Source organism: Qipengyuania gelatinilytica, from assembly GCF_019711315.1.
Lineage (GTDB): Bacteria > Pseudomonadota > Alphaproteobacteria > Sphingomonadales > Sphingomonadaceae > Qipengyuania > Qipengyuania gelatinilytica.
Genome location: NZ_CP081294.1, coordinates 201,680 through 226,953 on the forward strand (window position 1 = coordinate 201,680; position 25,274 = coordinate 226,953).

29 protein-coding genes are annotated in these 25,274 nt (G+C 61.8%); 24 read left to right on the forward strand and 5 right to left on the reverse strand.

The features are described from left to right. The first annotated feature begins 51 nt into the window (after positions 1-51). Positions 52-615 carry an esterase/lipase family protein gene (locus K3136_RS00995; protein ID WP_247711392.1) on the forward strand — a complete coding sequence of 188 codons (564 nt, stop codon included), beginning with the start codon at positions 52-54 and terminating at the stop codon, positions 613-615. Here the strand turns inward: K3136_RS00995 and K3136_RS01000 are convergent. Both K3136_RS01000 and K3136_RS01005 read right to left on the reverse strand, forming a co-directional pair. Next, positions 612-1,040 carry a nuclear transport factor 2 family protein gene (locus K3136_RS01000; protein ID WP_221431076.1) on the reverse strand — a complete coding sequence of 143 codons (429 nt, stop codon included), beginning with the start codon at positions 1,038-1,040 and terminating at the stop codon, positions 612-614. The genes K3136_RS00995 and K3136_RS01000 overlap by 4 nt on opposite strands. 43 nt (positions 1,041-1,083) lie before the next feature. Beyond that, on the reverse strand, positions 1,084-2,109 hold the full coding sequence (locus K3136_RS01005) for a 2-hydroxyacid dehydrogenase (protein ID WP_221431077.1): 1,026 nt from the start codon (positions 2,107-2,109) through the stop codon (positions 1,084-1,086). Positions 2,110-2,194: 85 nt separating this feature from the next. Between K3136_RS01005 and K3136_RS01010 the strand changes: the two genes are divergently transcribed. Continuing rightward, positions 2,195-2,662 carry an SH3 domain-containing protein gene (locus K3136_RS01010; protein WP_221431078.1) on the forward strand — a complete coding sequence of 156 codons (468 nt, stop codon included), beginning with the start codon at positions 2,195-2,197 and terminating at the stop codon, positions 2,660-2,662. 56 nt (positions 2,663-2,718) lie between these two features. Here K3136_RS01010 and K3136_RS01015 read toward each other — a convergent pair whose 3' ends face one another. After that, the gene (locus K3136_RS01015; protein WP_221431079.1) at positions 2,719-3,114 is read right to left on the reverse strand and encodes a hypothetical protein; all 396 of its coding nucleotides are present in this window, start codon (positions 3,112-3,114) and stop codon (positions 2,719-2,721) included. Positions 3,115-3,170: 56 nt separating this feature from the next. Next, positions 3,171-4,367: a thiolase family protein gene (locus K3136_RS01020; protein WP_221431080.1), complete on the reverse strand. Its 1,197-nt coding sequence runs from the start codon at positions 4,365-4,367 to the stop codon at positions 3,171-3,173. Between K3136_RS01020 and K3136_RS01025 the strand changes: the two genes are divergently transcribed. Both K3136_RS01025 and K3136_RS01030 read left to right on the forward strand, forming a co-directional pair. Then, positions 4,366-5,889: a coniferyl aldehyde dehydrogenase gene (locus K3136_RS01025; RefSeq protein ID WP_486659990.1), complete on the forward strand. Its 1,524-nt coding sequence runs from the start codon at positions 4,366-4,368 to the stop codon at positions 5,887-5,889. The genes K3136_RS01020 and K3136_RS01025 overlap by 2 nt on opposite strands. Then, positions 5,889-7,151, forward strand: a complete 1,263-nt coding sequence (locus K3136_RS01030) for an SMP-30/gluconolactonase/LRE family protein (protein WP_221431082.1) — start codon at positions 5,889-5,891, stop codon at positions 7,149-7,151. The genes K3136_RS01025 and K3136_RS01030 overlap by 1 nt, the downstream gene beginning before the upstream one ends. Before the next feature lie 6 nt (positions 7,152-7,157). On the opposite strand, the gene K3136_RS01035 is transcribed toward K3136_RS01030, so the two are convergent. Further along, positions 7,158-7,640: a YbjN domain-containing protein gene (locus K3136_RS01035; protein ID WP_221431083.1), complete on the reverse strand. Its 483-nt coding sequence runs from the start codon at positions 7,638-7,640 to the stop codon at positions 7,158-7,160. 171 nt (positions 7,641-7,811) lie between these two features. Here K3136_RS01035 and ndhC point away from each other — a divergent pair, with 171 nt between their 5' ends. From ndhC to K3136_RS01135, 20 genes are read left to right on the forward strand one after another with little or no spacing between them, the layout of a single operon-like run. Beyond that, positions 7,812-8,186 (forward strand): NADH-quinone oxidoreductase subunit A, encoded by a 375-nt coding sequence (gene ndhC / locus K3136_RS01040; protein ID WP_221431084.1) that lies wholly within the window; start codon positions 7,812-7,814, stop codon positions 8,184-8,186. A gap of 13 nt (positions 8,187-8,199) precedes the next feature. Continuing rightward, positions 8,200-8,766: a NuoB/complex I 20 kDa subunit family protein gene (locus K3136_RS01045; protein WP_247711393.1), complete on the forward strand. Its 567-nt coding sequence runs from the start codon at positions 8,200-8,202 to the stop codon at positions 8,764-8,766. 10 nt (positions 8,767-8,776) lie between these two features. Beyond that, on the forward strand, positions 8,777-9,625 hold the full coding sequence (locus K3136_RS01050; RefSeq protein WP_221431085.1) for an NADH-quinone oxidoreductase subunit C: 849 nt from the start codon (positions 8,777-8,779) through the stop codon (positions 9,623-9,625). Then, complete coding sequence (locus K3136_RS01055; RefSeq protein WP_221431086.1) at positions 9,622-10,173, forward strand: hypothetical protein; 552 nt, start codon at positions 9,622-9,624, stop codon at positions 10,171-10,173. Before K3136_RS01050 ends, K3136_RS01055 begins: the two co-directional genes overlap by 4 nt. Continuing rightward, complete coding sequence (locus tag K3136_RS01060; RefSeq protein WP_221431087.1) at positions 10,170-11,387, forward strand: NADH-quinone oxidoreductase subunit D; 1,218 nt, start codon at positions 10,170-10,172, stop codon at positions 11,385-11,387. The genes K3136_RS01055 and K3136_RS01060 overlap by 4 nt, the downstream gene beginning before the upstream one ends. Continuing rightward, a complete protein-coding gene (locus tag K3136_RS01065; protein ID WP_221431088.1) occupies positions 11,387-12,055 on the forward strand; it encodes a complex I 24 kDa subunit family protein in 669 nt (222 codons plus the stop codon). The genes K3136_RS01060 and K3136_RS01065 overlap by 1 nt, the downstream gene beginning before the upstream one ends. Beyond that, positions 12,055-12,198 carry a hypothetical protein gene (locus K3136_RS01070; protein WP_221431089.1) on the forward strand — a complete coding sequence of 48 codons (144 nt, stop codon included), beginning with the start codon at positions 12,055-12,057 and terminating at the stop codon, positions 12,196-12,198. The genes K3136_RS01065 and K3136_RS01070 overlap by 1 nt, the downstream gene beginning before the upstream one ends. A gap of 20 nt (positions 12,199-12,218) precedes the next feature. Next, positions 12,219-12,395: a hypothetical protein gene (locus K3136_RS01075; RefSeq protein ID WP_221431090.1), complete on the forward strand. Its 177-nt coding sequence runs from the start codon at positions 12,219-12,221 to the stop codon at positions 12,393-12,395. After that, complete coding sequence (gene nuoF / locus K3136_RS01080) at positions 12,385-13,677, forward strand: NADH-quinone oxidoreductase subunit NuoF (protein WP_221431091.1); 1,293 nt, start codon at positions 12,385-12,387, stop codon at positions 13,675-13,677. The genes K3136_RS01075 and nuoF overlap by 11 nt, the downstream gene beginning before the upstream one ends. Next, entirely contained in the window at positions 13,674-14,312 is a 639-nt protein-coding gene (locus tag K3136_RS01085) for a hypothetical protein (RefSeq protein WP_221431092.1), read from the forward strand. The genes nuoF and K3136_RS01085 overlap by 4 nt, the downstream gene beginning before the upstream one ends. Then, a complete protein-coding gene (locus K3136_RS01090; RefSeq protein WP_221431093.1) occupies positions 14,309-15,091 on the forward strand; it encodes a hypothetical protein in 783 nt (260 codons plus the stop codon). The genes K3136_RS01085 and K3136_RS01090 overlap by 4 nt, the downstream gene beginning before the upstream one ends. Beyond that, positions 15,084-17,072, forward strand: coding sequence for an NADH-quinone oxidoreductase subunit NuoG (gene nuoG / locus K3136_RS01095; protein WP_221431094.1), 1,989 nt, complete (start codon positions 15,084-15,086; stop codon positions 17,070-17,072). Before K3136_RS01090 ends, nuoG begins: the two co-directional genes overlap by 8 nt. Then, complete coding sequence (gene nuoH, locus K3136_RS01100) at positions 17,069-18,124, forward strand: NADH-quinone oxidoreductase subunit NuoH (RefSeq protein ID WP_221431095.1); 1,056 nt, start codon at positions 17,069-17,071, stop codon at positions 18,122-18,124. Before nuoG ends, nuoH begins: the two co-directional genes overlap by 4 nt. Next, positions 18,121-18,606, forward strand: a complete 486-nt coding sequence (nuoI, locus tag K3136_RS01105; protein ID WP_221428374.1) for an NADH-quinone oxidoreductase subunit NuoI — start codon at positions 18,121-18,123, stop codon at positions 18,604-18,606. The genes nuoH and nuoI overlap by 4 nt, the downstream gene beginning before the upstream one ends. A 27-nt stretch (positions 18,607-18,633) precedes the next feature. Next, entirely contained in the window at positions 18,634-19,254 is a 621-nt protein-coding gene (locus K3136_RS01110) for an NADH-quinone oxidoreductase subunit J (protein WP_221431096.1), read from the forward strand. After that, positions 19,251-19,556, forward strand: coding sequence for an NADH-quinone oxidoreductase subunit NuoK (gene nuoK / locus K3136_RS01115; protein ID WP_221431097.1), 306 nt, complete (start codon positions 19,251-19,253; stop codon positions 19,554-19,556). The genes K3136_RS01110 and nuoK overlap by 4 nt, the downstream gene beginning before the upstream one ends. Positions 19,557-19,562: 6 nt before the next feature. Further along, on the forward strand, positions 19,563-21,557 hold the full coding sequence (nuoL, locus tag K3136_RS01120; protein WP_221431098.1) for an NADH-quinone oxidoreductase subunit L: 1,995 nt from the start codon (positions 19,563-19,565) through the stop codon (positions 21,555-21,557). Beyond that, entirely contained in the window at positions 21,557-23,101 is a 1,545-nt protein-coding gene (locus K3136_RS01125) for an NADH-quinone oxidoreductase subunit M (protein WP_221431099.1), read from the forward strand. Before nuoL ends, K3136_RS01125 begins: the two co-directional genes overlap by 1 nt. Beyond that, the gene (gene nuoN / locus K3136_RS01130; protein WP_221431100.1) at positions 23,101-24,555 is read left to right on the forward strand and encodes an NADH-quinone oxidoreductase subunit NuoN; all 1,455 of its coding nucleotides are present in this window, start codon (positions 23,101-23,103) and stop codon (positions 24,553-24,555) included. The genes K3136_RS01125 and nuoN overlap by 1 nt, the downstream gene beginning before the upstream one ends. Further along, positions 24,552-25,274 carry a biotin--[acetyl-CoA-carboxylase] ligase gene (locus K3136_RS01135; protein WP_221431101.1) on the forward strand — a complete coding sequence of 241 codons (723 nt, stop codon included), beginning with the start codon at positions 24,552-24,554 and terminating at the stop codon, positions 25,272-25,274. Before nuoN ends, K3136_RS01135 begins: the two co-directional genes overlap by 4 nt.

The following is a 25,274-nucleotide window of genomic DNA, read 5'->3' on the forward strand; positions in this document are numbered from 1 at the left end:
GAGCCTTCAGAGCCTATCGGAAACGGTCGTCCAGCATTGGTCCTGCCGGGAATGGCATCGGGTGACGGCTCGACCGCGCTCCTGCGCAATTCCCTGTCCGAAGCCGGCTTCCATACCTACCGCTCTTCGCTCGGTCGGAACCTGACGATTTCGCCGGCCAAATTCGCGTCGCTCGAGACCGTGCTCGATCGCATGGTGCAGGCAGACGGGAAGAGGGCCGTCCTTGTCGGATGGAGCCTTGGCGGTTTCTACGCACGCGTGCTTGCGCAGAGCCATCCTTCAAAAGTGAAACTGGTGGCGACGCTTGGCACACCGTTCTCGGGTGATCGAAGGGCAAACAATGCGTGGCGCCTCTACGAGATGATCGCCGATCACGGCGTGGATTCTTCGCCGCTGCCCGACGATCCTGCGGTCAAGCCCGAGGCATATACCATCGCGTTCTGGTCTCCGGTCGACGGCATTGTCGCTCCCGCGAGCGCACGAGGCGTAGAAACGGAACGTGATGAGGCGGTCGAACTGCCATTTCGCCATTTCGAACTCGGCTGTTCGAGGCGGTCGGTCAGGAAGATCGTCGAGACCTTGGGCGACCGGCTGTCCGCAATCGATAGCGCCTAGCGCCAGAGCTGCATCGAGCGGATTGCTTCGGGCATCTTGTCGTCGGCGTCGGGACGCGAAATCGTGCGTTCGACCATGCGCCATTTCCGCCTGACCTTGCCCTTCTGCCAGAGGTCCATGAGCCAGGTGTCTCCCGACCATTCATGGTCACCCATGGTCGCATCGAGCGTCATGCGCGTGGCGAAGACGGCGACATTTCCGTGGCGGCGCACATAGACCTCGTCGAAGCGATAGCCATTGCAGCGGAAGCGCGTGGTCGAAGCTTCCAGCCAGCTTGCGCGGTCGAGGATGGCGGGGCTCTTGGAGCCCAGCAGGAAGATGAAATCGCGGGTGGCAAGCGCCTTCATCTGGTTGCGGTCACGCTGGACCCAGCTGCGCATCCAGAGATGCTCGAGCGCTTCGATCTGGGAAGTGAATTCATCCATGGTGGGCATCGCTTACAGCATGCGCCGGCACGGGCAAGGGCTGTCAGTCCAGCCCGCTCAAAACCTGGTCGGGCGGGCGATGACCATCGGCCCACATGCGGATATTGGCGATGACCTTCATGCCCGATTCCTCGCGTCCTTCACGCGTGGCACTGCCGATATGCGGCAGGGTCATGACATTCGGGTGGCCGATCAGGCGGCGGTCGACATTGGGCTCGTCCGGATAGACGTCGAGGCCAGCGCCGGCCAGATGGCCGCTTTCGAGGGCGGCGATCAAGGCTTCCTGGTCGATCAGATCGCCGCGCGCCGTGTTGATGATGCTCGAGCCCTCTTTCATCAGTTCGATGCGCCGCTGGTCGATAATCCTGCGCGTGTCCGGGCTCGAAGGGCAGTGCAGCGTCAGGATATCCGCCTGGGCCACCAGATCGTCGAGATTGTCGACATAGGTCGCCCCGAACATGCGCTCGATCGCCACCGGCAGCGGTTTGCGGTTGTGATAGAGGATTTCGAGCCCGAAAGCGCGCGCACGGTGCGCCACTGCCTGGCCGATCCGGCCCATGCCGACGATGCCGAGAACCTTCCCGCCGAGCTTGCGGCCTAGCATGGCCGTTGGTGCCCAGCCGGTCCATTCACCGCTCCGGATAAGTTCCACGCCCTCGCGCACTCGGCGGGGAACACCGATAATGCCGGCCATGGTGATGTCGGCCGTATCGTCGGTGAAGACGCCCGGCGTATTGGTGACGATAATCTTTTGGCTTGCCGCGGCCTTGAGGTCGATATGCTCTGTGCCTGCGCCGAAGTTGGCGATTAGGCCCAGATCCTTGCCAGCCGCCTCGATCAGCTCTGCATCGATGGTGTCGGTCACGGTCGGCACCAGCACGTCGCAATCCTGGATCGCTTCCACCAGCTGGTCACGCGTGAGTGGCATATCGCTGGCGTTCAGGGTGACATCGTATAATTCGCCCATGCGATCTTCCACGGCCGGTCCAAGGCGGCGGGTGACCACGACGCGTGGTTTGCGATCGAGGCGCCTGTTAGGCACTGCTGAGGCGTTGTTTGTCGTTTCCATGCAATCACTCGCGCTACGCTTTTCGCATTGGACGGGTCAAGCGATGCTTGATGGGGATTCGCGTCGGCATTAGGGTGAGGGGATAATGTTGCTTCGTTTAGGTCTTGTAATCGCAGCGTTTCTCGCTGCCGCCGTTCCTGCCCAGGCGCAGGACCGGGAGGTGCCTTATTGGGCGACGATCCGATATGACGAGACGAACATGCGCGTCGGACCGAGCCAGGAATACAAGATCGACTGGGTCTACCGGCGCAAGGGTCTTCCGGTGAAGGTCATCCGCGTCATGGAAGGCTGGCGGCTAATCCAGGAGCCCGACGGTACGCAGGGCTGGGTGGCGCAGCGCCAGCTTAATCCGGCCCGGGGCGCGATCGTCATCGGTGACGGCGAGACTGCCTTGCGCGCGGAACCTGAGGCGGCTGCCGCAATCAAATGGCGGCTCGAGCCAGGTGTCGTCGGCGAGCTTGGAGATTGCGATTCGACCTGGTGCGAATTCAGCGTGGGCAATCGCGGTGGCTGGGTCCTGCGAAACCGCTTGTGGGGCGCGGGCGAACCCTGACGAAAAAAAAGGCGACCTCACGGCCGCCCTTTTCCTGATTCCGATTTGAAAGCTGGTCAGTCTTCGATCTTGCGGACCGTGGTGGTCACGCTGCCATCGGTTGTCGAGGCCGAGAAAGTGCCATCGGCGCTCTGTACGCCGCCGGTCCAGCAGGTCTCGCCTTCGGCGCCTTCGGGATCGTAGCAAAGCTGTTCACCGTTCTGGCGCCAGGTGCCACGTTCGGTTTCATTGCCTTCGAGATCGGTGTCGACATAGGTGCCGTCGGCATTGACACGCTGACGCGTGACCGAGCCGTCTTCCTTCGTGACTTCATAGGTGCCCGCCATCTGATCGGCGGAAGCCGTATCCGTCACGGCTACATCGGTTTCGATTGTCTCGGTTGCCTCGTCGGCATCGTTCGACCCGCAAGCAGCGAGAGCGCCGCAAGCGGCAAGGATCAGGAATTTCTTCATTTTTGTCTCCCTTCGCCGCACCAACGCAATGAGGGCGGCGAAGGGTCCTGAGAAAATTAGACGAGTTCGACTGCGACCGCGGTCGCTTCGCCACCGCCGATGCACAGCGAAGCCACGCCGCGCTTCTTGCCCTGCGCCTTGAGCGCGCCAAGGAGCGTCACGATGATACGCGTTCCGCTCGCACCGATGGGGTGACCCAGCGCGGTGCCGCCGCCGTTCACATTGATCTTCTCGTGCGGGATGCCGATGTCGCGCATGGCGAACATGGCGACGCAAGCGAAGGCTTCGTTCACTTCCCACAGGTCGACGTCGTCAGCCGACCAACCGGCCTTTTCGAGGACCTTGTTGATCGCGCCGACCGGAGCGACGGTGAACTCGCTCGGCTCCTGCGCGTGCGCGGCCATGGCGACGATTCTGGCGACCGGCTCCTGGCCGTTTTCCTTCGCGACGCTCTCGCGCGTCAGGACAACGGCAGCAGCGCCATCCGAGATCGACGAGGAGGTCGCTGCGGTGATGGTGCCGTCCTTGGCGAATGCCGGGCGCAGCTGCGGGATCTTGTCCGGATTTCCGCGGCCCGGTGCCTCGTCCGTGTCGACGGTAACATCGCCCTTGCGGGTGGAGAAGGTGACGGCGGCAACTTCGTCGGCGAATGCACCGCTTTCGATCGCGGCATTGGCGCGGCGCAGCGACTCGATGGAGTAATCGTCCATCTGCTCGCGCGTGAGCTGGTATTCGTTCGCCGTGTCCTGCGCGAAAGTGCCCATTGCGCGGCCTTCCTCATAGGCGTCCTCCAGCCCGTCGAGGAACATGTGGTCATAGGCCGTGTCATGGCCGATGCGCGCGCCGCTGCGGTGCTTCTTGAGCAGGTAAGGCGCGTTGGTCATGCTCTCCATGCCGCCTGCAACGACATAGTCGATGGTGCCGCTGGCGAGCGCTTCGGCGCCCATGATGACCGTCTGCATGCCGCTGCCGCAGACCTTGTTGACCGTGGTCGCCTGGACCGACTTGGGCAGGCCTGCCTTGATCGAGGCCTGGCGGGCAGGGGCCTGGCCGAGGCCGGCCGGCAGGACGCAGCCCATGTAGGTGCGATCGAACTTGTCGACCGGCACGCCCGAACGCTCGACCGCTGCTTTGACGGCCGTCGCGCCAAGGTCCGTCGCGGAAACATCGGCGAGGGCACCCTGCATGCTGCCCATCGGAGTACGGGCGTAGGACAGGATTACGACGGGGTCGGTTGCGCTGAACTGAGACATGCTTGTGCTGGTCCTTGTTGTCTGGAATATCTCCCGCCCAGATAGGCCCTGCACTGCTGCAGCGCAACAAAGACGAATTGGAGAGTGGGCAATGGCAGATAACAAGACCATCGAAATGCAGGATGTGCTCCGCAAGCAGCGTTCCGCTCACACCCAGATGCGTCCCGAGCCGATGGACTTGCGCAAGGATCGCATCAAGCGGGCGATGCGCCTGCTGACCGAACACAGCGAGGACTTGTGCAAGGTCATGAGCGCCGACTTCGGCAACCGGTCGCCGCACCAGTCGATGATCACCGATATCGCGGGAACGGTGAATTTCGGGAAATACTGCCTGAAGAAGATGGATGGCTGGTCCAAGCCGAGCAAGCGGAGCGTCCAGTTCCCGCTCGGCCTGCTGGGGGCCAAGGCAGAGGTGCGTTACGAGCCCAAGGGCGTGGTCGGCATTCTCAGCCCGTGGAATTTCCCCGTGAACCTCACCTTCGGCCCGCTCATGCAGATTTTCGCCGCCGGTAATCGCGCGATGATCAAGCCGAGCGAATTCACGGAGAAAACCAGCCTCCTGATGGAGGAACTGGTGGAGGAATATTTCACTCCCGACGAATGCGCCGTCTTCACCGGCGGTCCGGAAGTTGCTGCGGCATTCTCCGAGCTGCCTTTCGACCACCTCGTCTTCACCGGCTCCACGGCGACTGGCCGCAAGGTCATGGAAGCTGCATCGAAGAACCTCGTGCCCGTCACGCTCGAACTCGGCGGCAAGAGCCCTGTGTTCATGGGCGAGAGCGCCGACTTCGCCAAGGCAGGCGAACGGGTCGCGCTCGGCAAGATGATGAATGCGGGGCAGATCTGCCTTGCGCCCGATTATCTCTATGTGCCTGAAAGCAAGCAGGACGAGGCGATCCACGGTGTCTGGCAGGGCACTGCAAATATGTATCCCACGATGCTCGAGAACGAGGATTACGCCAGCCTCGTCAGCGATCGCCACTTCGACCGTCTCCAGGACATGGTGGCTGATGCGCGCGACAAGGGCGCCGAGGTGATCGAGGTCAATCCCGGCAACGAAGACTTTGGGTCCAGCAACGCGCGCAAGATGCCGCTCACGATCCTCAAGGGCGTGACCGACGACATGAAGGCAATGCAGGAAGAGATCTTCGGGCCTGTCCTGCCGGTTAAGACTTACAGCCGCATCGAAGAGGCGATCGACTATGTGAACGAGAACGACCGCCCGCTCGGCCTCTATTACTTCGGCGAGGACAGCGACGAGCGTAAGCAGGTTCTGAGCAAGACCATCAGCGGCGGCGTCACGGTGAACGACGTAATCTTCCACGTATCGATGGAAGACTTGCCGTTCGGCGGCGTGGGTCCGAGCGGCATGGGCAGCTATCACGGTGTCGAAGGCTTCCGCGAGTTCAGCCACGCGCGCAGCGTCTATACCCAGCCCAAGATCGACGTTGCCAAGCTGGGTGGCTTCAAGCCTCCCTATGGCGCCGCGACCGAGAAAGCCGTCAAAACGATGATGAAGTGATGCGGGCTTCGCTCGCCGCGCTTGCGTTCTCGCTCGTCGTGAGCGGGTGCGCGGTGGACGATGGCGAAATCGCATCCGTTTCAGAACCGGCACATACGGGAGCAGATTGGCGACCGGTCGATGCCGAGACCGGCAAGATTGGAGACATTGCTGGCCTGACAGCTTTGTCCGAGGCTTTCCCGGATAGCAGCAGTGTGAAGCTGCGCCTGCTCAACGCCCAGCTGCAGGCGGGCGAGGGCGGTGCGATGATCGAAACGCTCGTGTGGCTCAACGAGCGCGGCTATGTGTTCAGCGAAGTTGCGCGGGTGCAAATTCCCAAGCTGATCGGCGAGGAACTGGCCGAGGATGCGGCGGCGTTGCTTCTTTCTCCGCCCGAGCCCGTCGAGAACAGCGAAGTCGCCTGGACCGTGCCCGCCGAGGCCGGCCTTGTCGAAAGCGTGCTGGTCGATGTCGAGGAGTGGCGGGTCGCCGTCACCTCGATCGCCACGCGTTCGCTCTGGGGGATCATGCCTGATGGTTCGTGGACCCAGGTCGAACTCGATGGCGCGGATAATCTGACCGGCATCGTCTATGATCGGGCAACGGGCGATATCTGGGTCGCTTCCGGAAATGTCGATCAGTCAGATGACGAGGAAGAATACTTCTCGGGCTTGATGTCAGGGCTCAAGGGTCCGCAAGGGCCACGGGTAGAGGCACCGGACAATGTCGTCCTGTCCGATCTCCATCGCGCAGAGGACGGGACGCTGTATGCCAGCGATCCGCTCAACGGCGGGGTCTATTTCCTCGGCCCCGAACGCGATGCCATCGAGGCGTTGCTTGAGCCGGGGACCCTTCGCTCTCCGCAAGGCCTTGTAACCAGCGAAGACGGCAAGCGGCTTTACGTCAGCGATTATCGCTACGGGATCGCGATCATCGAACTCGCAAAGCGCCAGGTTTCACGCCTGCGCGCCGATATTGCCGTAATCCTCGACGGCACCGACGCGCTTTTCCGGCGTGGCAACTCGTTGATCGCCATCCAGAACGGCACCAGCCCGATGCGGATTTCGCAATTCGATCTGTCCGATGACGGGACGAGGGTAGTCGGCCATCGCATCCTGGAGATGGCGCATGGTGAATGGACCGAGCCACTCGGCGGCTATCTTGGTGAAAGCGCGCTATACTATGTCGGCAATGGCCAGTGGGACAAATATGTCGCCGGAGTTCTCGGCGAGGGGAAGGAGCCTGTTCCTACGCAGATCAGGCGGCTCCCCCTCGCGGATTAGAGAGCCTTACTCGGGGTCCTTGCTGAACGCGAAGTCGCCGAACGCGACCATGATCGTGTCCCAATAGGCAAGATTGTCGAGGAACAGTTCGCGCGACATGCCGCCCGCTTCGAGGTCAAGATCCATCTCGATGATCGGATCGCCTTCATCGTCGAGATAGACGCGGCCGAAGCGGTTTTCGGCGGCGTAGGTATTCATTTCTTCCAGCGTCGGCTTGTTGGTCGGAACGAATGCCACATAGAACTGGATCGACTTGCAGTTGTTGCCTGCATCATCGCAGCCGAAGGGCAGGATGATGTAGGTGTATCCCGACATCGCGCTTTCGATCCAGCGCTGGCCGTCGCCTTCGTCGATCTTCGCCTTGTATCCTTCGTCCTGCAGGACATCGGCGATCTGGTCGAGGTCGGCGGTGATGTTCTGTGCAGCTACGGGAGCTGCGGACAGAAAGGCGGCGGCGCCAACAAAGCCCATGATGGCATTCTTCAGCATGGTATTGATAATCCCCCTGGAACGATTTCCGAAGGTTCTTGCTGGCAAGGTGTTAAAGCAAGTTCAACCTGTATTGAAAAATTCGCGGGAAATCGGCGCGTCCTTGCCCTTGCACCTGTCACGCTACGGGCCTAGAGGCGGGCCGCGAACCTTACCCAGACGGAATCATACGTGGTCGACCTCGAACAATATCTTCCGATCCTGATCTTCCTGTTCATTGCTGCAGGTCTTTCGGCGCTCTTCGTGTTCCTGCCGATGGGCGTATCGCGGCTGACCGGTGCGCATGCACCCGATGCAGAGAAGCTCAGCGAGTACGAATGCGGCTTCCCTGCATTCGACGACTCCCGCAGCCAGTTCGACGTGCGCTTTTACCTTGTCGCGATTTCGTTTCTCCTTTTCGACCTCGAAGCCTCCTTCCTCTTCCCGTGGGCAGTCAGTCTCGATGTGACCGGATGGGCCGGATGGATCTCCATGGTGATCTTCCTCGGCATCCTGGCCATCGGCCTTGCCTACGAATGGAAGATGGGCGCGCTGGAGTGGGATTGATATGAGCCAGCAGATGACTTCCTCCCCCCATGGCCGTGATGCGCTGATCCAGCCGACCGCGCAGGCCGGCGACGTGCGTCAGCCCGACCAGGACTATTTCAACGCTCTCCAGACGGAAGTGAACGACAAGGGCTTCCTTGTCACTTCGACCGAGGACCTGTTCCAGTGGGCCCGCACGGGTTCGCTGTGGTGGATGACCTTCGGCCTCGCATGCTGCGCGGTGGAGATGATCCACGTCAACATGCCGCGCTACGATATGGAGCGTTTCGGTGTCGCTCCGCGCGCTTCTCCGCGCCAGTCGGACGTGATGATCGTTGCCGGTACGCTGTGCAACAAGATGGCCCCGGCGCTGCGCAAGGTCTACGACCAGATGTCGGAGCCGAAATACGTCATCTCGATGGGCAGCTGCGCCAATGGCGGCGGCTACTACCATTACAGCTACAGCGTCGTTCGCGGTTGCGACCGCATCGTACCGGTCGACATCTACGTGCCGGGGTGCCCGCCGACAGCCGAAGCGCTGCTTTACGGCGTGATGCAGCTGCAGCGTAAGATCCGCCGTTCGGGCACGATCGAGAGGTAAGGGCGAAGACATGGCAACGCTTCATTCCGCACCCCGCTTCACGCTGATCGAAGGGCTCAAGGGCAGCGTCTCGTCTGCCCTCGGTGATCACCTTGTCGAAGCGCACGAGGAACATGGCGAACTGCTGTTCACCGTGCACCGTGCCAGCATCGAGGATGCGCTGCGCATCCTGCGTGACGATTTCGACTACCAGCAGATGATGGAAATCGCAGGGGTCGACTACCCGAGCCGCGCAGAGCGTTTCGAAGTCGTCTACATGCTGCTGTCGGTCACCAAGAACAGCCGTATCATGGTGAAATGCTCCGCGTCGGAAGATACGCCGGTGCCGACCGTCACGACCCTGTGGCCCAATGCAGGCTGGCTCGAGCGCGAAGTGTTCGACATGTACGGCGTGCTGTTCGATGGCAATCCGGACCTGCGCCGCATCCTTACCGACTACGGTTTTGAAGGGCATCCCTTCCGCAAGGACTTCCCGCTCACCGGCTATGTCGAGCTGCGCTATTCGGAAGACCAGAAGCGCGTTGTCTACGAGCCGGTCGAACTTGCACAGGACCTGCGCCAGTTCGACTTCATGAGCCCGTGGGAAGGTGCCGATTACGTGCTTCCGGGTGACGAGAAGGCGGATATGCCGCCGATCGACGAGCCCAAGACCACCGAGAAGACCTCGGACACGGGTGCCGGCGCCAAGACCGACAAGCATGCGGCCGAAAAGGTGAGCAAGGCGGCTCCGGCGGAAAAGGACGCGGATGTCGATGCACCCGCACCCGAGCCGACCGAAGACCAGCCCAAGCGCGCCAAGCGCAAGGGCAAGACCACCGATACGGCCAAGGCTACCGAACCGAAGAAGGGTGACGAATGATCCGCGCCGCCGTCCTTTCTTTCTCGCTGATCGCGCTTGCTGCGTGTTCGGGCGAACCTGCGCAGCAGGAAAGCGCTGACGATTTTGCCAACCGTATCGGCGGGCAGGGCGGTCAGGCAGCTCCGGGCGCGCTCGATCCGGCTCAGCCCGATCCCAACGCGCCGAGCGTCGCTGTCGCGGTTCCGCCCCAGAATGCCGACCTGACCCAGCTCCAGAAGCTTGGCGATATCGGCGGCGTGAACCTCGGCCCGCGCGAAGGAAGCTGTACCTTCATGGCCGATGGCAACGAGCTGATCATGGCCGCAGGCATGAAAGAGCCTACCGTTCCCGGCAAGGCAGTGGTTCGTCTGGGCGGTAGCCTGGTGGTTGCCGATGCGGGTCCTGGCGGCCTCGCATCGATCAAGTCGGGCACGACCTTTACCGGTGAAGGATTCACCGTCCAGGTCGCTCCTGCAGCTGGCGAGGCCCAGAGCCGCGCCGCCAATGTCGTCGTCAGCCAGGCAGGCGGCAATTCGCAAAACTATTCCGGCAATTGGATCTGCGCATGAGTACGGGTCTTCAAATCGAAGAATCGCCGACTACCGGCGATGAAACGATCACCAATTACACGATCAACTTCGGGCCCCAGCACCCTGCTGCGCACGGCGTGCTGCGCATGGTCATGGAGCTCGACGGCGAGATCATCGAGCGTATCGATCCGCATGTCGGACTGCTGCACCGCGGCACCGAGAAGCTGATCGAGCACAAGACCTACTTGCAGGCGCTGCCGTATTTCGACCGCCTCGACTACTGTTCGCCGCTGGCGCAGGAATACAGCTACATCCTCGCGATCGAGAAGCTGCTCAATGTCGAAGTGCCCGAGCGCGGCCAGTACCTGCGCGTGCTGTTTGCCGAGCTGACCCGCATCTGCAACCACATGCTCAATATCGGCGCGCACGTCATGGACGTTGGCGCGATGACGCCGAACTTGTGGGTGTTCGAGCTGCGCGAAGACTGCATGAACTTCTTCGAGCGCATGAGCGGGGCGCGTATGCACCACGCATGGCTGCGTCCGGGCGGCGTTCACCAGGACGTGCCCGAAAAACTGCTGGTCGACATCGGCGAGTGGATCGATACGCGCCTGCCCGAACTGTTCGGCGATGCGATGAGTCTCGTGCTCGACAACCGCATTTTCAAGCAGCGCAACGTCGATATCGCGGTCGTTTCCAAGGAAGACGCGCTGGCGTGGGGCTTCTCCGGCCCGATGATCCGCGCTGCCGGTATCCCGTGGGACCTGCGCAAGTCGCAGCCCTACGACGTCTACGACCGGATGGAGTTCGACATTCCCGTCGGTACCAATTCGGACTGCTACGATCGCTTCGTGGTGCGCGTGAAGGAAGTTTATGAGAGCGCGAAGATCATCAAGCAGTGCCTTCGTGATATGCCGACCGGCCCGGTCGCAAGCACCGATCGCAAGGTCTCGCCGCCCAAGCGCGCCGAGATGAAGCAGTCGATGGAAGCGCTGATCCACCACTTCAAGCTCTACACCGAGGGCTTCCACGTGCCCGCCGGCGAAGTATACGTCGCCACCGAAAGCCCCAAGGGCGAATTCGGCGTCTACCTCGTCAGTGATGGGTCGAACAAACCCTATCGCTGCAAGATCCGCCCGACGGCCTTCAGCCACCTTCAAGCTATGGATTTCATGAGCAAAGGCCACATGCTGCCCGATGCCACCGCCATCCTCGGCGCTATCGACGTCGTGTTCGGGGAGTGTGACCGCTAATGGCTGACCGTAATCCCGCACCCGATACTCCCGAGCTGCGCGAGCGCTGGGGGGCTTTCGAGTTTACCGAAAGCTACCGCGAGCGCGCGGACAAGGCGATTGCGCGCTATCCCGAGGGGCGTCAGCGCTCTGCCGTGATGCCTCTGCTCGACCTTGCCCAGCGCCAGGTCGGCGAGGAAACCGATACGCAGGGCTGGCTGCCGCTGCCGGTGATCGAATATGTCGCCGACTATCTCGACATGCCGGTCATCCGCGTGCTCGAAGTCGCCAGCTTCTACTTCATGTACAATATGAAGCCGGTGGGTAAGTACCACGTGCAGGTCTGCGGCACGACGCCCTGCATGCTGCGTGGCTCGGACGGCCTGTTCGAAACTTGCAAGAAGCGCGGCATGAAGAAGGGTCACGTGTCGGAAGACGGCCTGTGGACCCTCACCGAAGTCGAATGCATGGGCAATTGCGCCACCGCGCCGATGGTCCAGATCAACGACGACAATTACGAAGACCTCACGCCCGAGCGGCTCGACACCATCCTCGATGCTCTGGCCAAGGGTGAGCAGCCCAAGGCTGGAACGCAGGAGCCCGGTCGTCACACAAGTGAGCCTGCGAACGCGCTGAGTTCGCTCGAGAAAATGACCGAGGAAAACCACGATTATCGGGGTGAATGGTAATGGGTTACGACTGGCTCACCATCATCCTTGCGCTGATCGCTGTCGTGATCGCGTGGAAGGTATTCAAGGGCATCGTCAAGACGATCGCCTTGGTGGTGATTCTGGTCGCGGCTGCACTTTTCGTGTTCGGGGGGCTTGGATGATCCACTCGCCGAAAGTCCGCATGGCTGCGCGCCTGACGCTTGCAGTGGCAAGCGTTTTGGTCATCGCTGGCGGAATTCTGATTTACCAGGGTACGGCGCAACTCGGCGACGGGTTCATGATCGTCGGGCTGGTTATGTTTTGCATCGGGGCAGGCGTTCTCGCCGCTACCCCCACCGGAGATAAAGATGCTCGCTGACAAGGATCGCATCTTCACCAACCTGTATGGCTTCCAGGACTGGGGCCTGAAGGCAGCGCAAGGGCGCGGCGACTGGGACGATACCAAGTCGCTGATCGCCCGCGGCCACGAGAATATCATCGAGGAAGTAAAGGCCTCGGGCCTTCGCGGGCGCGGTGGTGCGGGCTTCCCGACGGGCCTGAAATGGTCGTTCATGCCGAAGGAATCGAAGGACGGTCGTCCCAGCTTCCTCGTCATCAACGCCGACGAATCCGAGCCCGGTTCGTGCAAGGACCGCGAGATCATCCGCCACGATCCGCACAAGCTGATCGAAGGCGCGCTGGTTGCCGGTTACGCCATGCGGGCAAGGGCGGCCTACATCTACATTCGCGGCGAATATATCCGCGAAGCCGAAACGCTGCAGGCCGCCATCGACGAGGCCTATGACGCTGGCCTGATCGGCAAGAACGCCTCGAAGTCGGGCTATGATTTCGACGTCTTCCTGCACCGCGGCGCGGGCGCATACATCTGCGGCGAAGAAACCGCGATGATCGAGAGCCTCGAAGGCAAGAAGGGCCAGCCCCGCCTCAAGCCGCCGTTCCCGGCAGGCGCGGGCCTCTATGGCTGCCCGACCACAGTTAACAACGTGGAATCGATCGCCGTCGTCCCGACCATCCTGCGGCGCGGCGCATCGTGGTTCGCAAGCTTCGGCCGCGAGAACAACAAGGGCACCAAGCTCTTCCAGATCAGCGGCCATGTGAACAAGCCTTGCGTGGTCGAAGAAGCCCTCAGTATCCCGTTCAGCGAGCTCATCGAAAAACACTGCGGCGGCATTATCGGCGGAAAGGACAACCTCCTCGCCGTCATCCCGGGTGGTTCGTCGGTCCCGCTCGTTCCGGCAGAGCAGATCTGGGACGCTCCGATGGATTTCGATGGTCTCAAGGACCTCGGCTCGGGCCTCGGCACGGCAGGTGTCATCGTGATGGACAAGTCGACCGACATCGTCCGCGCGATTTCGCGCCTCAGCTATTTCTACAAGCACGAGAGCTGCGGCCAGTGCACCCCCTGCCGCGAAGGCACGGGCTGGATGTGGCGCATGATGGAACGCCTGCGCACCGGCGATGCTGCAATCGAGGAAATCGACATGCTGCAGCAGGTCACCAAGCAGGTCGAAGGCCACACCATCTGCGCGCTGGGCGATGCAGCAGCGTGGCCGATCCAGGGTCTCATCCGCCACTTCCGCCCCGAGCTTGAGCGCCGGATCGAAGAGCACAATGCCAAGTTCGCGGAGGCCGCCGAATGAAGCGCCTCGTAGCCTCGATTGCGTTGGCGGCAGTTGCAGCGACGTCTGCGACGGCACAGACACGTTCGCGCGAAAACGAGACCGATGTCTCGAAACAGCGCGCGGCGGTCGAGGCATGGACTGCATGCATCGCGAACGAACGTACCGACGAAGTGCGCGAAGTTCTCGCACTCGACTTCCGTTCGGATGAGTATCGCAACAAGATGAAGGCGCTGGCGAAGGCCCGCGTGTCTTCGGAGTGCTTCAATGCGATGCCGCGTTCCTACCGCAAGATCGAGCTCGGCGGGCTCCCGTTTGCCGGCGGTCTGGCAGAGCAGGTCATCGAAATGGATGACGAACCGCTGCTGCAGCGCCTTTCGATGGCGGCACTGGCAGGCGATGTCCCCACCTATTCCCGTACTGACGCCATTGCCCAGTGCATGGCACGCGGTGCACCGCATCTGGTCGCAATCCTCTTCGACACCGAGATCAACTCGGGCGAGGAAATCGAAGCTCTGGCAGAATTGCAGCCGGTTTCGGCCGCATGCACGCGCGGCGCTGCTCTTGAAGCATCGCCGTTCGGTATGCGCTCGATGCTGGCCACTGCCAGTTACAGGCTGCTGGTGGCAGCGAACGAGGAGGGGAAGGAAGTATGATGAGGGTCGCAGCCCTGATATTCGGTTCGATGGCACTGGCGGCGCCGATGGCGACGCCGGCATCGGCACAGTCGCAGGAGCGCACCGAGCGCGGTGACGAGCAGCAAATCGGCACGCGCTTCAAGCGGAAGGCGGAAACGCCCAGCGTGACCGAAACGCGGCTCATGCAGAAGTCGGTCGCGCGCTGCGTGGTTTACCGTAATAAGGACCTGTCGCGCGATCTGCTCGCCAACAGCGACACTATGGGAATCGACTTCTACAAGGTGGAAGATCTTGATGCCGACGGCATGTTCGACGAACTCGACGTGGCCGATTGCCTTGGGCGAGCGGCAAAGTTTCGTACCCTGTCGATCAGGATGACCATACCGCTGCGCACCCTGCGCAACCTTATGGCGGAAGAAGTCTACCTGATGGACCAGGAAGATCCGTTGGCGCTGACGGCTGATGCGCCCGAATATCTCGAGAACCGGTACTATGCGACCGGTCGCCATCCGGGCGCAGTATCCACGGCGAAGCTTTCGGATTGCATTGTCAGGCATGGCACGGCGAGCGCGGACGCGCTGCTCCGCAGCCGCCCCGGTTCAGACGACGAAAATGAAGCGATCGATGCGCTTTCCCCCGCGCTTGTGAAATGTGCGGGTGAAGGCATCGCCGACGCAGAAATCTCTACCTCCATGGTGCGCACAGTCGTTGCAGACGGCTTGTGGGCGCGCATGCATTACGGCCCGACCGCGCCGGTCGCTGCCGTTGACGAAGAAACGAAGGACGACGATGCCTAAGGTCACAGTAGACGGCCAGGAACTCGAAGTACCTGAGGGCGCAACCGTCCTCCAGGCCTGCGAGCTCGCGGGTAAGGAGATCCCGCGCTTCTGTTATCATGAGCGGCTGTCGATCGCCGGCAACTGCCGCATGTGCCTCGTCGAGGTGAAGCCCGGGCCGCCCAAGCCGCAGGCAAGCTGCGCGCTTCCGGCTACCGAAGGCCAGGAAATCCGCACCGACAGCGAAATGGTGAAGACCGCGCGCGAAGGCGTGATGGAATTCCTGCTGATCAACCACCCGCTCGATTGCCCGATCTGCGACCAGGGCGGCGAATGCGACCTGCAAGACCAGTCGGTCGCCTACGGCCGCGGTGCGACGCGTTACGAGGAAAACAAGCGCGCCGTCACCGAAAAATACATGGGCCCGCTGATCAAGACGGTCATGACCCGCTGCATCCACTGCACCCGCTGCGTGCGCTTCAGCGAGGAAATCGCGGGCGTGGACGAAATCGGCGCGGTCGGCCGCGGCGAGGACATGCAGATCACGACCTATCTCGAGCAGGCGGCCGAACACGAGCTGTCGGCCAATGTGATCGACCTCTGCCCGGTCGGTGCGCTCACCTCGCGCCCCTATGCTTTCGAGGCGCGTCCTTGGGAGCTCAAGAAGACGCTCAGCATCGACGTGTCGGACGCCGTCGGCGCGAACATTCGCCTCGACAGCCGTGGCCGTGAAGTCATGCGTGCGCTTCCGCGCGTCAATGATGCGGTGAACGAGGAATGGTTGTCCGACAAGGGCCGCTACATGGTCGACGGCCTGTCCAAGCGCCGTCTCGACAAGGTCTTTATGCGCAAGCGCGGCAAGCTTCAGGCTGCCAGCTGGGACGAGGCGTTCAAGGCGATCGCCAAGGCCAAGCCGGGCAAGTCGATTGCTGCCATCGCCGGTGACATGGTCGATTGCGAGACGATGTTCGCGGCCAAGGCGCTGCTCAAGGCCTGCGGTTCGAACCTGATCGAAGGCCGCCAGACCGGCATGGACTACGACGTTTCGAACCTTGCGGCAGTCAACTTCAACTCGACTTTCGAAGGCCTGGAGCAGGCTGGCGCGATCCTGATCGTGGGCAGCCACATCCGCTGGGAAGCCCCGTTGGTGAACGTGCGCATCCGCAAGGCGGTCAAGCGCGGCGCCAAAGTTTTTGTCGTCGGACCCGAGTGGGATACGACCTATCCCGCCACCTTCCTCGGCAATGACTTGTCTGTTCTCAACGACTTGCCGGGTGATGTCGCAGAGGCGTTCAAGGCTGCCGAGCGCGGCGCCGTGATCGTCGGCGGCGGTGCCCTCAAGGGTGCTCATGCCAAGGCGCTGGCGCTTGCGAGCGATTGGGGCGCGGACTTCAACGTGCTGCACTTCTCCGCCGCGCGAATGGGCGGCCTGATGCTCGGCTTCGCGCAAAAGGGCGGCATGGCGGATATCGTCGCTGCCAAGCCCAAGGTCGTCTTCAGCCTCGGCGCGGACGAAATGGATTTCGAACCCTTCGCCGATGCGCTGAAGGTCTACATCGGCCACCACGGCGACCGCGGTGCGCATGCGGCGGATATCATCCTGCCGGGTGCAAGCTATGCGGAAAAGGATGGGACCTACGTCAACACTGAAGGCCGCGTGCAGTTTGCCGAGAAGGCCGTCTTCGCTCCGGGCGACGCCCGCGAAGACTGGACCATCCTGCGTGCTCTTGCCGATGTGCTGAAGGTCGAAGTCGGTTTCGACAGCTTTGCCGAACTCCAGTCGGCCATGATTGCCGAAGTACCGGCGCTGGGCGAAGAAGGGCTGGCCGATTACGGCGCGCTGCCCAAACCCGATGCCAAAGCGAAGGCCGAGGGCACGATGAACGCCTATCCCATCAAGGATTTCTACCTGACCAATCCGATCGCCCGCGCGAGCGAGGTGATGCAGCGTTGCTCGAGCGAACTGCTCCACGGCGGTGAACTGGCGGAGGCCGCGGAATGACCGAATTCTTCCAATCCCTCGGCATGAGCTACGAATGGGCCTGGGCCGTCGCCACGCTGGCGGGCATCCTGCTCATCGCACTGCCGCTGATGCTGGCAGTGGCCATGATCATCTATGTCGACCGCAAGGTCTGGGCGGCGATCAACCTCCGCCGTGGTCCGAACGTGGTCGGGCCTTTCGGCCTGCTGCAGTCGTTCGCCGACGGTCTGAAGGTCTTCCTGCAGGAAACCATCATCCCGAGCGCTGCCAACAAGGGCATCTTCATCCTCGCGCCGATCGTGACGTTCACCGTCGCACTGGCCGCCTGGGCGGTGATCCCCTTCGATGCAGGCGTCGTGCTGGCGGACATCAATGTCGGCCTGCTCTACATCCTCGCGATCAGTTCGCTGTCGGTCTATGGCGTGATCATGGCGGGCTGGGCTTCGAATTCGAAGTATCCCTTCTTCTCGGCCATGCGCGCATCGGCACAGATGATCAGCTATGAAGTCTCGATCGGCTTCATCCTCGTCTGCGTCGTGCTTTACGCCGGCACCTTCAATCTCAGCGACATCGTGATGGCGCAGAAGGGCCACGGCCTCGGCATCGTCAACGGCTATGTCTTCAACCTGCTGCTCTTCCCGATGTGGGTGATGTTCTTCATCTCCTGCCTTGCCGAAACGCAGCGCGTTCCTTTCGACCTTACCGAGGCGGAGAGCGAGCTCGTCGCCGGTTACCAGACCGAATACAGCTCGATGAGCTTCGCGCTCTTTTGGCTGGGTGAGTATGCAAACATCCTGCTGATGTGCATGCTCAACGCGATCCTGTTCTTCGGTGGCTGGCTGCCCCCGATCGATTGGGCGCCGCTGTATTACGTGCCGGGTATCATCTGGCTGCTGCTGAAGACATTCTTCTTCTTCTTCATGTTCAGCTGGGTCATGGCCACCGTTCCGCGTTATCGCTACGACCAGCTGATGCGCCTGGGCTGGAAGGTCTTCCTGCCGATCAGCCTCATCTTCGTTGTCCTCATTTCCGGTTACCTCATGGCAACCGGCCACTACGGAGCCGCCGCATGAGCGTCGCTCACTACATCAAATCGTTCACCCTGTGGGAGTTCGTGAAGGCGCACGCCCTCACGCTGAAGTACTTCTTCAAGCCCAAGGTGACGATCAACTACCCGTTCGAGAAGAACCCGCTCAGCCCGCGCTTCCGCGGTGAGCATGCGCTGCGCCGCTATCCCAATGGGGAAGAACGCTGCATCGCCTGCAAGCTGTGCGAGGCTGTCTGCCCCGCACAGGCGATCACGATCGAGAGCGAACCGCGCGAGGACGGCAGCCGCCGGACCACGCGTTACGACATCGACATGACGAAGTGCATCTACTGCGGCTTCTGCCAGGAAGCATGCCCGGTGGACGCCATCGTCGAGGGTCCGAACTTCGAATACGCAACCGAAACCCGCGAGGAGCTGCTTTATGACAAGGCCAAGCTGCTCGCGAATGGTGACAAGTGGGAGCGGGCAATCGCCGCGAACCTTGAAGCCGACGCACCCTATCGCTAACCGCGCCGCAACCGAATCCGGGGCATTATGATCCAGACCTTCGCCTTCTATCTCTTCGCGGTGCTCATGATTGCATCGGCCGTGATGGTGATCACGGCGCGCAATCCGGTGCACTCGGTGCTGTGGCTCATTCTCGCGTTTTTCAACGCGGCAGGACTGATGGTGCTTGTTGGCGCCGAGTTCATCGCGATGCTTCTCGTCATCGTCTACGTCGGGGCAGTCGCCGTGCTGTTCCTGTTCGTGGTAATGATGCTCGACATCGACGTTGCCGCCATGCGTGCCGGCTTCATGAAGAACTTCCCGCTGGGCATTGCGATCGCCCTGATCCTGCTGGCCGAACTGGTGCTCGGCATCGGTGCATACCGCGTCGGTGCGATCGAGCTCGGCACGCCCATGGCAAGCGAGGCTCCGGCCATGGTCGAGAACAACACCGCTGCAATCGGCGCGATGCTCTATTCGAAATACGTCTTCCTGTTCGAAATCGCGGGCATCATCCTGCTGGTCGCCATGATCGGCGCGATCGTCCTCACCCACCGTCCTTCCAAGTCGAAGCGCGGGCAGCAGGACATCGGCAAGCAGGTCCGCCGCAATCCGGACGAGGCAACCGTCATGAAACAGCCCGAAGTGGGCAAGGGGGTCGAGCTGTGATCGGCATCGAACACTATATCGTCGTGAGCACGGTGCTATTCGTGCTCGGCGTTCTCGGCATCTTCCTGAACCGCAAGAACATCATCATCATCTTGATGGCCATCGAACTCATCCTGCTCGCGGTGAACATCAACATGGTCGCCTTCAGCGCCTTCCTCGGCGATCTCGTCGGACAGGTCTTCGCGATGTTCATCCTGACCGTTGCGGCGGCAGAGGCGGCCATCGGGCTCGCCATCCTCATGATCTACTTCCGTGGCCGCGGCACCATTGCGGTCGACGATGCCAACCAGATGAAGGGATAAGCACCAGTGCAGACCTCCATCCTCGCCATCGTTTTCCTGCCGCTGCTCGCCAGCATCATTGCAGGCCTCGTCAACAAGAGCGCGCCCAGCGTCTTTGCAAAGTCGATCACGACCGGCGCATTGTTCGTCAGCGCGATCCTCAGCTGGCCGATCTTCCTCGGCTTCGTAACCGGCAGCGCGCAAGCGACCGTCGTTCCGGTTCTCACCTGGGTGCAGTCGGGCGATCTCGCCTTCGACTGGGCGCTGCGTGTCGATACGCTCACCGCCGTCATGCTGGTGGTCATCAACACCGTCTCGGCGCTCGTCCACCTCTATAGCTGGGGCTATATGGAGGAAGACCCGGATCAGCCGCGCTTCTTCGCATATCTCTCGCTCTTCACCTTCGCCATGCTGATGCTGGTGACCGCAGATAACCTCGTGCAGATGTTCTTCGGTTGGGAAGGCGTTGGCCTCGCCAGCTACCTGCTGATCGGTTTCTGGTTCAAGAAGCCGAGCGCGAACGCCGCCGCGATCAAGGCCTTCGTGGTCAACCGCGTGGGCGACCTCGGTTTCATGATGGGTATCTTCGGCACCTTCCTGGTATTCGGCACGGTCTCGATCCCCGAGATCCTCGAAGCCGCCCCCGCCATGAGCGGTGCGACCATCGGCTTCCTCGGCATGCGCGTGCACACGATGGACCTCCTGTGCATCCTGCTGTTCATCGGCGCGATGGGTAAGTCGGCCCAGCTCGGCCTGCACACCTGGCTGCCCGACGCGATGGAAGGCCCGACCCCGGTGTCCGCCCTGATCCACGCCGCTACCATGGTGACCGCAGGCGTATTCATGGTCTGCCGCCTGAGCCCCATGTTCGAGACCGCGCCCGTCGCGCTCGGCCTCGTGACTTTCATCGGTGCCGCCACCTGTATCTTCGCCGCCACCGTCGGCACGACGCAGTGGGACATCAAGCGCGTCATCGCCTATTCGACCTGTTCGCAGCTGGGATACATGTTCTTTGCAGCAGGTGTCGGCGCTTATGGCGCGGCCATGTTCCACCTGTTCACGCACGCCTTCTTCAAGGCGCTGCTGTTCCTCGGTGCAGGCTCGGTCATCCACGCGATGCACCACGAACAGGACATGCGGTATTACGGCGGTCTGCGTAAGAAAATCCCGCTCACCTTCTGGGCGATGATGGCTGGCACGCTAGCGATCACCGGCCTTGGCATCTACGACGTGCATGTCGGTTTCGCCGGTTTCTGGTCGAAGGATGCGATTATCGAGGTCGCATACGCACGCGGCACGGAACTCGGTAATTTCGCCTTCTGGATGGGTGTCGTCGCCGCACTACTGACCAGCTTCTACAGCTGGCGCCTGATGTTCCTCACCTTCTGGGGCAAGCCCCGCTGGATCGAGAGCGAACACATCCAGCATTCGGTCCACAAGACGCCCGAAGAGGCAGGTGAAGACACAACCGGCGGCTATCACCCGCACGAAAGCCCGCTGACCATGCTCATTCCGTTGGGCATCCTGTCCGTGGGCGCGATTCTCGCCGGCCAGGTCTTCGCACCGACTTTCCTCGACGACGCGGCCTTCTGGGCGAATTCGATCTATTACAATCAGGATCTGATCCACGCGATGCATGCGGTGCCGAAGCCGGTGAAGTACGCCGCGTTCATCGTGATGCTAACCGGCCTATTTGTGGCGTGGCTCGCCTACATCAAGGACACCACGATTCCCGGCAAGGCCGCCGAACAGCTCGGCCCGATCTACCGCTTCTTCTACAACAAGTGGTATTTCGACGAGCTCTACCACTATCTCTTCGTGGTCCCCGCCTTCTGGCTGGGCCGCCAGTTCTGGAAACTGGGCGACATCGGCACGATCGATCGCTTCGGCCCCAATGGCGTGGCCTGGCTCGTCGACAAGGGTGCCGTCGGTGCCAAGCGCTTCCAGACCGGATATCTCTATAGCTATGCGTTGGTGATGCTCCTCGGACTTGTCGCCGCCATCACCTGGGTGCTGTTCTGATGGAGTTCCCCATCCTCTCGCTCATGCTCGCCGTGCCGCTCATCGCGGCCATCGCCTGCCTGTTCCTCAGCGCTTCGGCTGCCCGGATGACGGCGTTGTTCGCAACGCTCATCAACCTTGCGCTCGGCGTGCTACTGTGGATCAACTACGATATCGGCGGGGCGCAGTGGCAGTTCACCGAACGGGCCGAACTCTTCGCAGGCTTCAGCTATGCGCTCGGGATCGACGGCATCGCCCTGATGCTGATCATGCTCAGCGTCTTCCTGATGCCGATCTGCATCCTTGCCAGCTGGGATGCGATCACGAAGCGCGTCGGCGAATACATGAGCGCCTTCCTGCTTATGGAAGTGCTGATGATCGGCGTGTTCGCAGCACAGGACCTGTTCCTGTTTTACATCTTCTTCGAAGCAGGCCTCATCCCGATGTACCTGATCATCGGTGTCTGGGGCGGCGATAACCGCATCTACGCCTCGTATAAGTTCTTCCTCTACACGCTGCTCGGTTCGGTCCTGATGCTGATCGCGATGCTGTGGATGGTGAACGAGGCCGGTACCACCGACATCCCGACCCTGATGCAGTACGACTTCCCGGTCGATGCCCAGCTGTGGTTGTGGCTTGCCTTCTTCGCCAGCTTTGCAGTGAAGATGCCGATGTGGCCGGTTCACACCTGGCTGCCCGATGCCCACGTCCAGGCGCCTACCGCCGGTTCGGTCATCCTTGCAGGCGTCCTGTTGAAGCTCGGCGGATACGGTTTCATCCGCTTCAGCCTGCCCATGTTCCCCGAAGCCAGCGCCGATCTCGCGTGGCTGGTGTTCGGCCTCTCGATGGTGGCGGTGATCTACACCTCGCTCGTCGCGCTGGTGCAGGAAGACATGAAGAAACTGATCGCCTACTCCTCGGTTGCCCATATGGCGATCGTGACCGTAGGCCTGTTCGCTTTCAACGTGCAGGGTCTCGAAGGTGCGATGATGGTCATGCTCGGCCACGGCCTCGTCTCGGGCGCGCTGTTCCTGTGCGTCGGCGTGATTTACGACCGCCTGCATACCCGCGAGATCGCAAGCTATGGCGGCCTCAGCATCAACATGCCCAAGTATGCGCTGTTCTTCCTGTTGTTCACCATGGCCTCGATCGGCCTTCCGGGAACCAGCAACTTTATCGGCGAATTCCTTGCGCTGGCCGGCATCTATGAAGTTTCCACCTTCGTGACGCTGGTTTGCACCACGGGCATCATCCTCGGTGCGGCCTACATGCTTTACCTCTATCGCCGGGTGGCGTTCGGTGAGCAGAAGAACGCCGATGCCGCTGCGATGCCCGACCTCAATGCCCGCGAATGGGCCATGCTAGCTCCGATCGCAGCCGCCGTGCTGTGGATGGGCGTCTATCCGGAAAGCTTCCTCGCACCCATGCGCCAAGATATTGCCGCTCTCGAGGCCCGCCTCGCCAGTGTTGCTCCGCATTATGACAGCGAACTTGCCGTAGGCACGCCGCGTGAACACGCGGCGAACCATGTCGAAGCAAGCCACGATGGGGAGGGAGCCCACTAATGGACTACGCAACTTCCCTTCACCTGACGGCGACCGAAGTCGGCCTCTCGGCAATCGCGCTCATCCTTCTGCTGGTAACCGCATGGACGGGCGCCAAGGCGGCTCGCGGTATTACCATCGCGGCAGTCGCGGCTCTGTTCGGCGCGCTGATCTTCACGGTATCTCTTCCCAATAGCGGCGTTCCGGCAGATGCATTCGGTGGCCTCATCCGCGCCGACGGCTTTGCCATGTTTGCGAAGTCGCTGATCTATCTCGCGACGATCGCCTGCCTGATCGTTGCGCCGCGCTACTTCGAAACCCGTGGTGGTTTCCGTGGTGAATATGCGGTCCTGATGGTCTTCAACGCGGTCGGCATGGGCATCATGGTGTCCGCTGTTGACCTGATGGCGCTGTATGTCGGCCTCGAGCTGTCGAGCCTTTCGAGCTACGTGCTCGCCAGCTTCGCCCGCAAGGACGAAAAGTCGAGCGAAGCAGGCCTGAAGTACTTCATCCTGGGCGGTCTTGCCTCCGGCATCATCCTCTACGGCATGAGCCTCGTATACGGCTTTTCGGGTACCACCAGCTACGACGGCATCCGCGCCGCGTTCACCGCCGACTTCTCGACCGGTGCGATGTTCGGCGTGGTGTTCGTCCTCGCCGGCCTTGCCTTCAAGATTGCCGCCGTCCCGTTCCATATGTGGACGCCTGACGTCTACGAAGGCGCACCTACGCCGGTCACCGCATTCTTTGCCAGCGCACCCAAGGTGGCTGCCGTGGCAATGCTGGTCCGCATGGCTACGGGTCCCTTCGGCGGCCAGGTCGAAGCCTGGCAGCAGATCGTCATCTTCGCCGCTCTCGCCTCGATCGTGGTCGGCGCGCTGGGGGCGATCGGCCAGAACAACCTGAAGCGACTGCTGGCATACTCGTCCATCAACAACGTCGGCTTCATCCTCATCGGCCTCGCTGCTGCGACGGCAGAGGGCGTCTCGGGTGTGATGGTCTACCTGTTCATCTACGTCTTCATGACGATCGGCAGCTTCGTCGCACTGCTCATGCTGCGCGATGCCGATGGCAAGGCGCTGACGACGTTCGACGATATCTCGGGCCTCTCGACCACAAGCCCGGTGCTGGCTTGGTGCCTTCTCGCGCTGATGTTCAGCCTTGCCGGTATCCCGCCACTGTTCGGTTTCTGGGGCAAGTTCGTGGTCTTCCAGGCCGCGGTGCAAGCCGACATGATCGCCCTTGCGGCAATCGGTATCGCCGCCAGCGTGATCGGTGCATTCTACTACATCAAGTTCATCAAGGTGATGTTCTTCGATGAGCCGAAGGGCGCGGCACCCGCCAAGGCACCGGTATCGCACTGGGCCGTGCTTGGCCTGTGTGTCCTCGTCGTCTCGCCGCTTGGCTACCTTCTCGGACCGTGGCTCGGCAGCGCCGCCGATGCAGCGGCGCAAGCGCTGTTCTACGCGGCTTGATCGACACGGTCCCAGAAACCGGGAGCACCAATACCGACCTGACCGCCCGCCTGCGCGACGGAGAAGCGCTGGCGGAGGGCTATTGGCTGGTTGCCGACCGGCAGACTTCCGGCCGCGGCCGACAGGGGCGGACATGGTTCGACGGCTTCGGCAATTTCATGGGGTCGACGATCGTTCGCCCGCACGAGCGCGATCCTGCGCCTTCCAGCCTTGCCCTGGTCGCCGGTTTGGCGGTCTATGAGGCCGTTTTGCCGCTCATTTCCGCTCCGACCGATTTGTCGCTGAAATGGCCCAACGATCTCATGCTTGGCGGAGCCAAACTCGCCGGCATCCTGCTCGAACGGGAGAAGGACGCTATTGTCGTCGGTATCGGTGTGAACCTGGCAGATGCCCCCGATTTGCCCGATCGAAGAACGGTGGCCCTGTCGGCTTACGGGCCTGCTCCGGATCGGGATACCTTCGCCCAGTCGCTCGCTTCGATTTTCGACCGAGAGATCGAGCGCTGGCGCAGCTACGGACTTGAACCATTGGTCCGGCGCTGGGAAAGCGTCGCGCATCGCGGTGGAACGCCGCTCCATGTTCATCCGCCGGGTGAGGAACCGATCGACGGTGCATTCGCTGGCTTGACGAAGGATGGAGCCTTGCGGCTCCGCTTGGCGGGCGGAGAAGAGCGTGTCATCCATGCGGGCGATGTAATGCTCGCGAACGAGGAGGGTTGA

Excerpts from the sequence above, each read along its gene's own strand:
- K3136_RS00995 (WP_247711392.1), top strand. The coding sequence starts at position 52 with ATGGCATCGGGTGACGGCTCGACCGCGCTCCTGCGCAATTCCCTGTCC.
- K3136_RS01000 (WP_221431076.1), bottom strand. The coding sequence starts at position 1,040 with ATGGATGAATTCACTTCCCAGATCGAAGCGCTCGAGCATCTCTGGATG.
- K3136_RS01005 (WP_221431077.1), bottom strand. The coding sequence starts at position 2,109 with ATGGAAACGACAAACAACGCCTCAGCAGTGCCTAACAGGCGCCTCGAT.
- K3136_RS01010 (WP_221431078.1), top strand. The coding sequence starts at position 2,195 with ATGTTGCTTCGTTTAGGTCTTGTAATCGCAGCGTTTCTCGCTGCCGCC.
- K3136_RS01015 (WP_221431079.1), bottom strand. The coding sequence starts at position 3,114 with ATGAAGAAATTCCTGATCCTTGCCGCTTGCGGCGCTCTCGCTGCTTGC.
- K3136_RS01025 (WP_486659990.1), top strand. The coding sequence starts at position 4,366 with ATGCTTGTGCTGGTCCTTGTTGTCTGGAATATCTCCCGCCCAGATAGG.
- K3136_RS01020 (WP_221431080.1), bottom strand. The coding sequence starts at position 4,367 with ATGTCTCAGTTCAGCGCAACCGACCCCGTCGTAATCCTGTCCTACGCC.
- K3136_RS01030 (WP_221431082.1), top strand. The coding sequence starts at position 5,889 with ATGCGGGCTTCGCTCGCCGCGCTTGCGTTCTCGCTCGTCGTGAGCGGG.
- K3136_RS01035 (WP_221431083.1), bottom strand. The coding sequence starts at position 7,640 with ATGCTGAAGAATGCCATCATGGGCTTTGTTGGCGCCGCCGCCTTTCTG.
- K3136_RS01045 (WP_247711393.1), top strand. The coding sequence starts at position 8,200 with ATGACTTCCTCCCCCCATGGCCGTGATGCGCTGATCCAGCCGACCGCG.
- K3136_RS01050 (WP_221431085.1), top strand. The coding sequence starts at position 8,777 with ATGGCAACGCTTCATTCCGCACCCCGCTTCACGCTGATCGAAGGGCTC.
- K3136_RS01055 (WP_221431086.1), top strand. The coding sequence starts at position 9,622 with ATGATCCGCGCCGCCGTCCTTTCTTTCTCGCTGATCGCGCTTGCTGCG.
- K3136_RS01060 (WP_221431087.1), top strand. The coding sequence starts at position 10,170 with ATGAGTACGGGTCTTCAAATCGAAGAATCGCCGACTACCGGCGATGAA.
- K3136_RS01065 (WP_221431088.1), top strand. The coding sequence starts at position 11,387 with ATGGCTGACCGTAATCCCGCACCCGATACTCCCGAGCTGCGCGAGCGC.
- K3136_RS01070 (WP_221431089.1), top strand. The coding sequence starts at position 12,055 with ATGGGTTACGACTGGCTCACCATCATCCTTGCGCTGATCGCTGTCGTG.
- K3136_RS01075 (WP_221431090.1), top strand. The coding sequence starts at position 12,219 with ATGGCTGCGCGCCTGACGCTTGCAGTGGCAAGCGTTTTGGTCATCGCT.
- nuoF (WP_221431091.1), top strand. The coding sequence starts at position 12,385 with ATGCTCGCTGACAAGGATCGCATCTTCACCAACCTGTATGGCTTCCAG.
- K3136_RS01085 (WP_221431092.1), top strand. The coding sequence starts at position 13,674 with ATGAAGCGCCTCGTAGCCTCGATTGCGTTGGCGGCAGTTGCAGCGACG.
- K3136_RS01090 (WP_221431093.1), top strand. The coding sequence starts at position 14,309 with ATGATGAGGGTCGCAGCCCTGATATTCGGTTCGATGGCACTGGCGGCG.
- nuoG (WP_221431094.1), top strand. The coding sequence starts at position 15,084 with ATGCCTAAGGTCACAGTAGACGGCCAGGAACTCGAAGTACCTGAGGGC.
- nuoH (WP_221431095.1), top strand. The coding sequence starts at position 17,069 with ATGACCGAATTCTTCCAATCCCTCGGCATGAGCTACGAATGGGCCTGG.
- nuoI (WP_221428374.1), top strand. The coding sequence starts at position 18,121 with ATGAGCGTCGCTCACTACATCAAATCGTTCACCCTGTGGGAGTTCGTG.
- K3136_RS01110 (WP_221431096.1), top strand. The coding sequence starts at position 18,634 with ATGATCCAGACCTTCGCCTTCTATCTCTTCGCGGTGCTCATGATTGCA.
- K3136_RS01125 (WP_221431099.1), top strand. The coding sequence starts at position 21,557 with ATGGAGTTCCCCATCCTCTCGCTCATGCTCGCCGTGCCGCTCATCGCG.
- nuoN (WP_221431100.1), top strand. The coding sequence starts at position 23,101 with ATGGACTACGCAACTTCCCTTCACCTGACGGCGACCGAAGTCGGCCTC.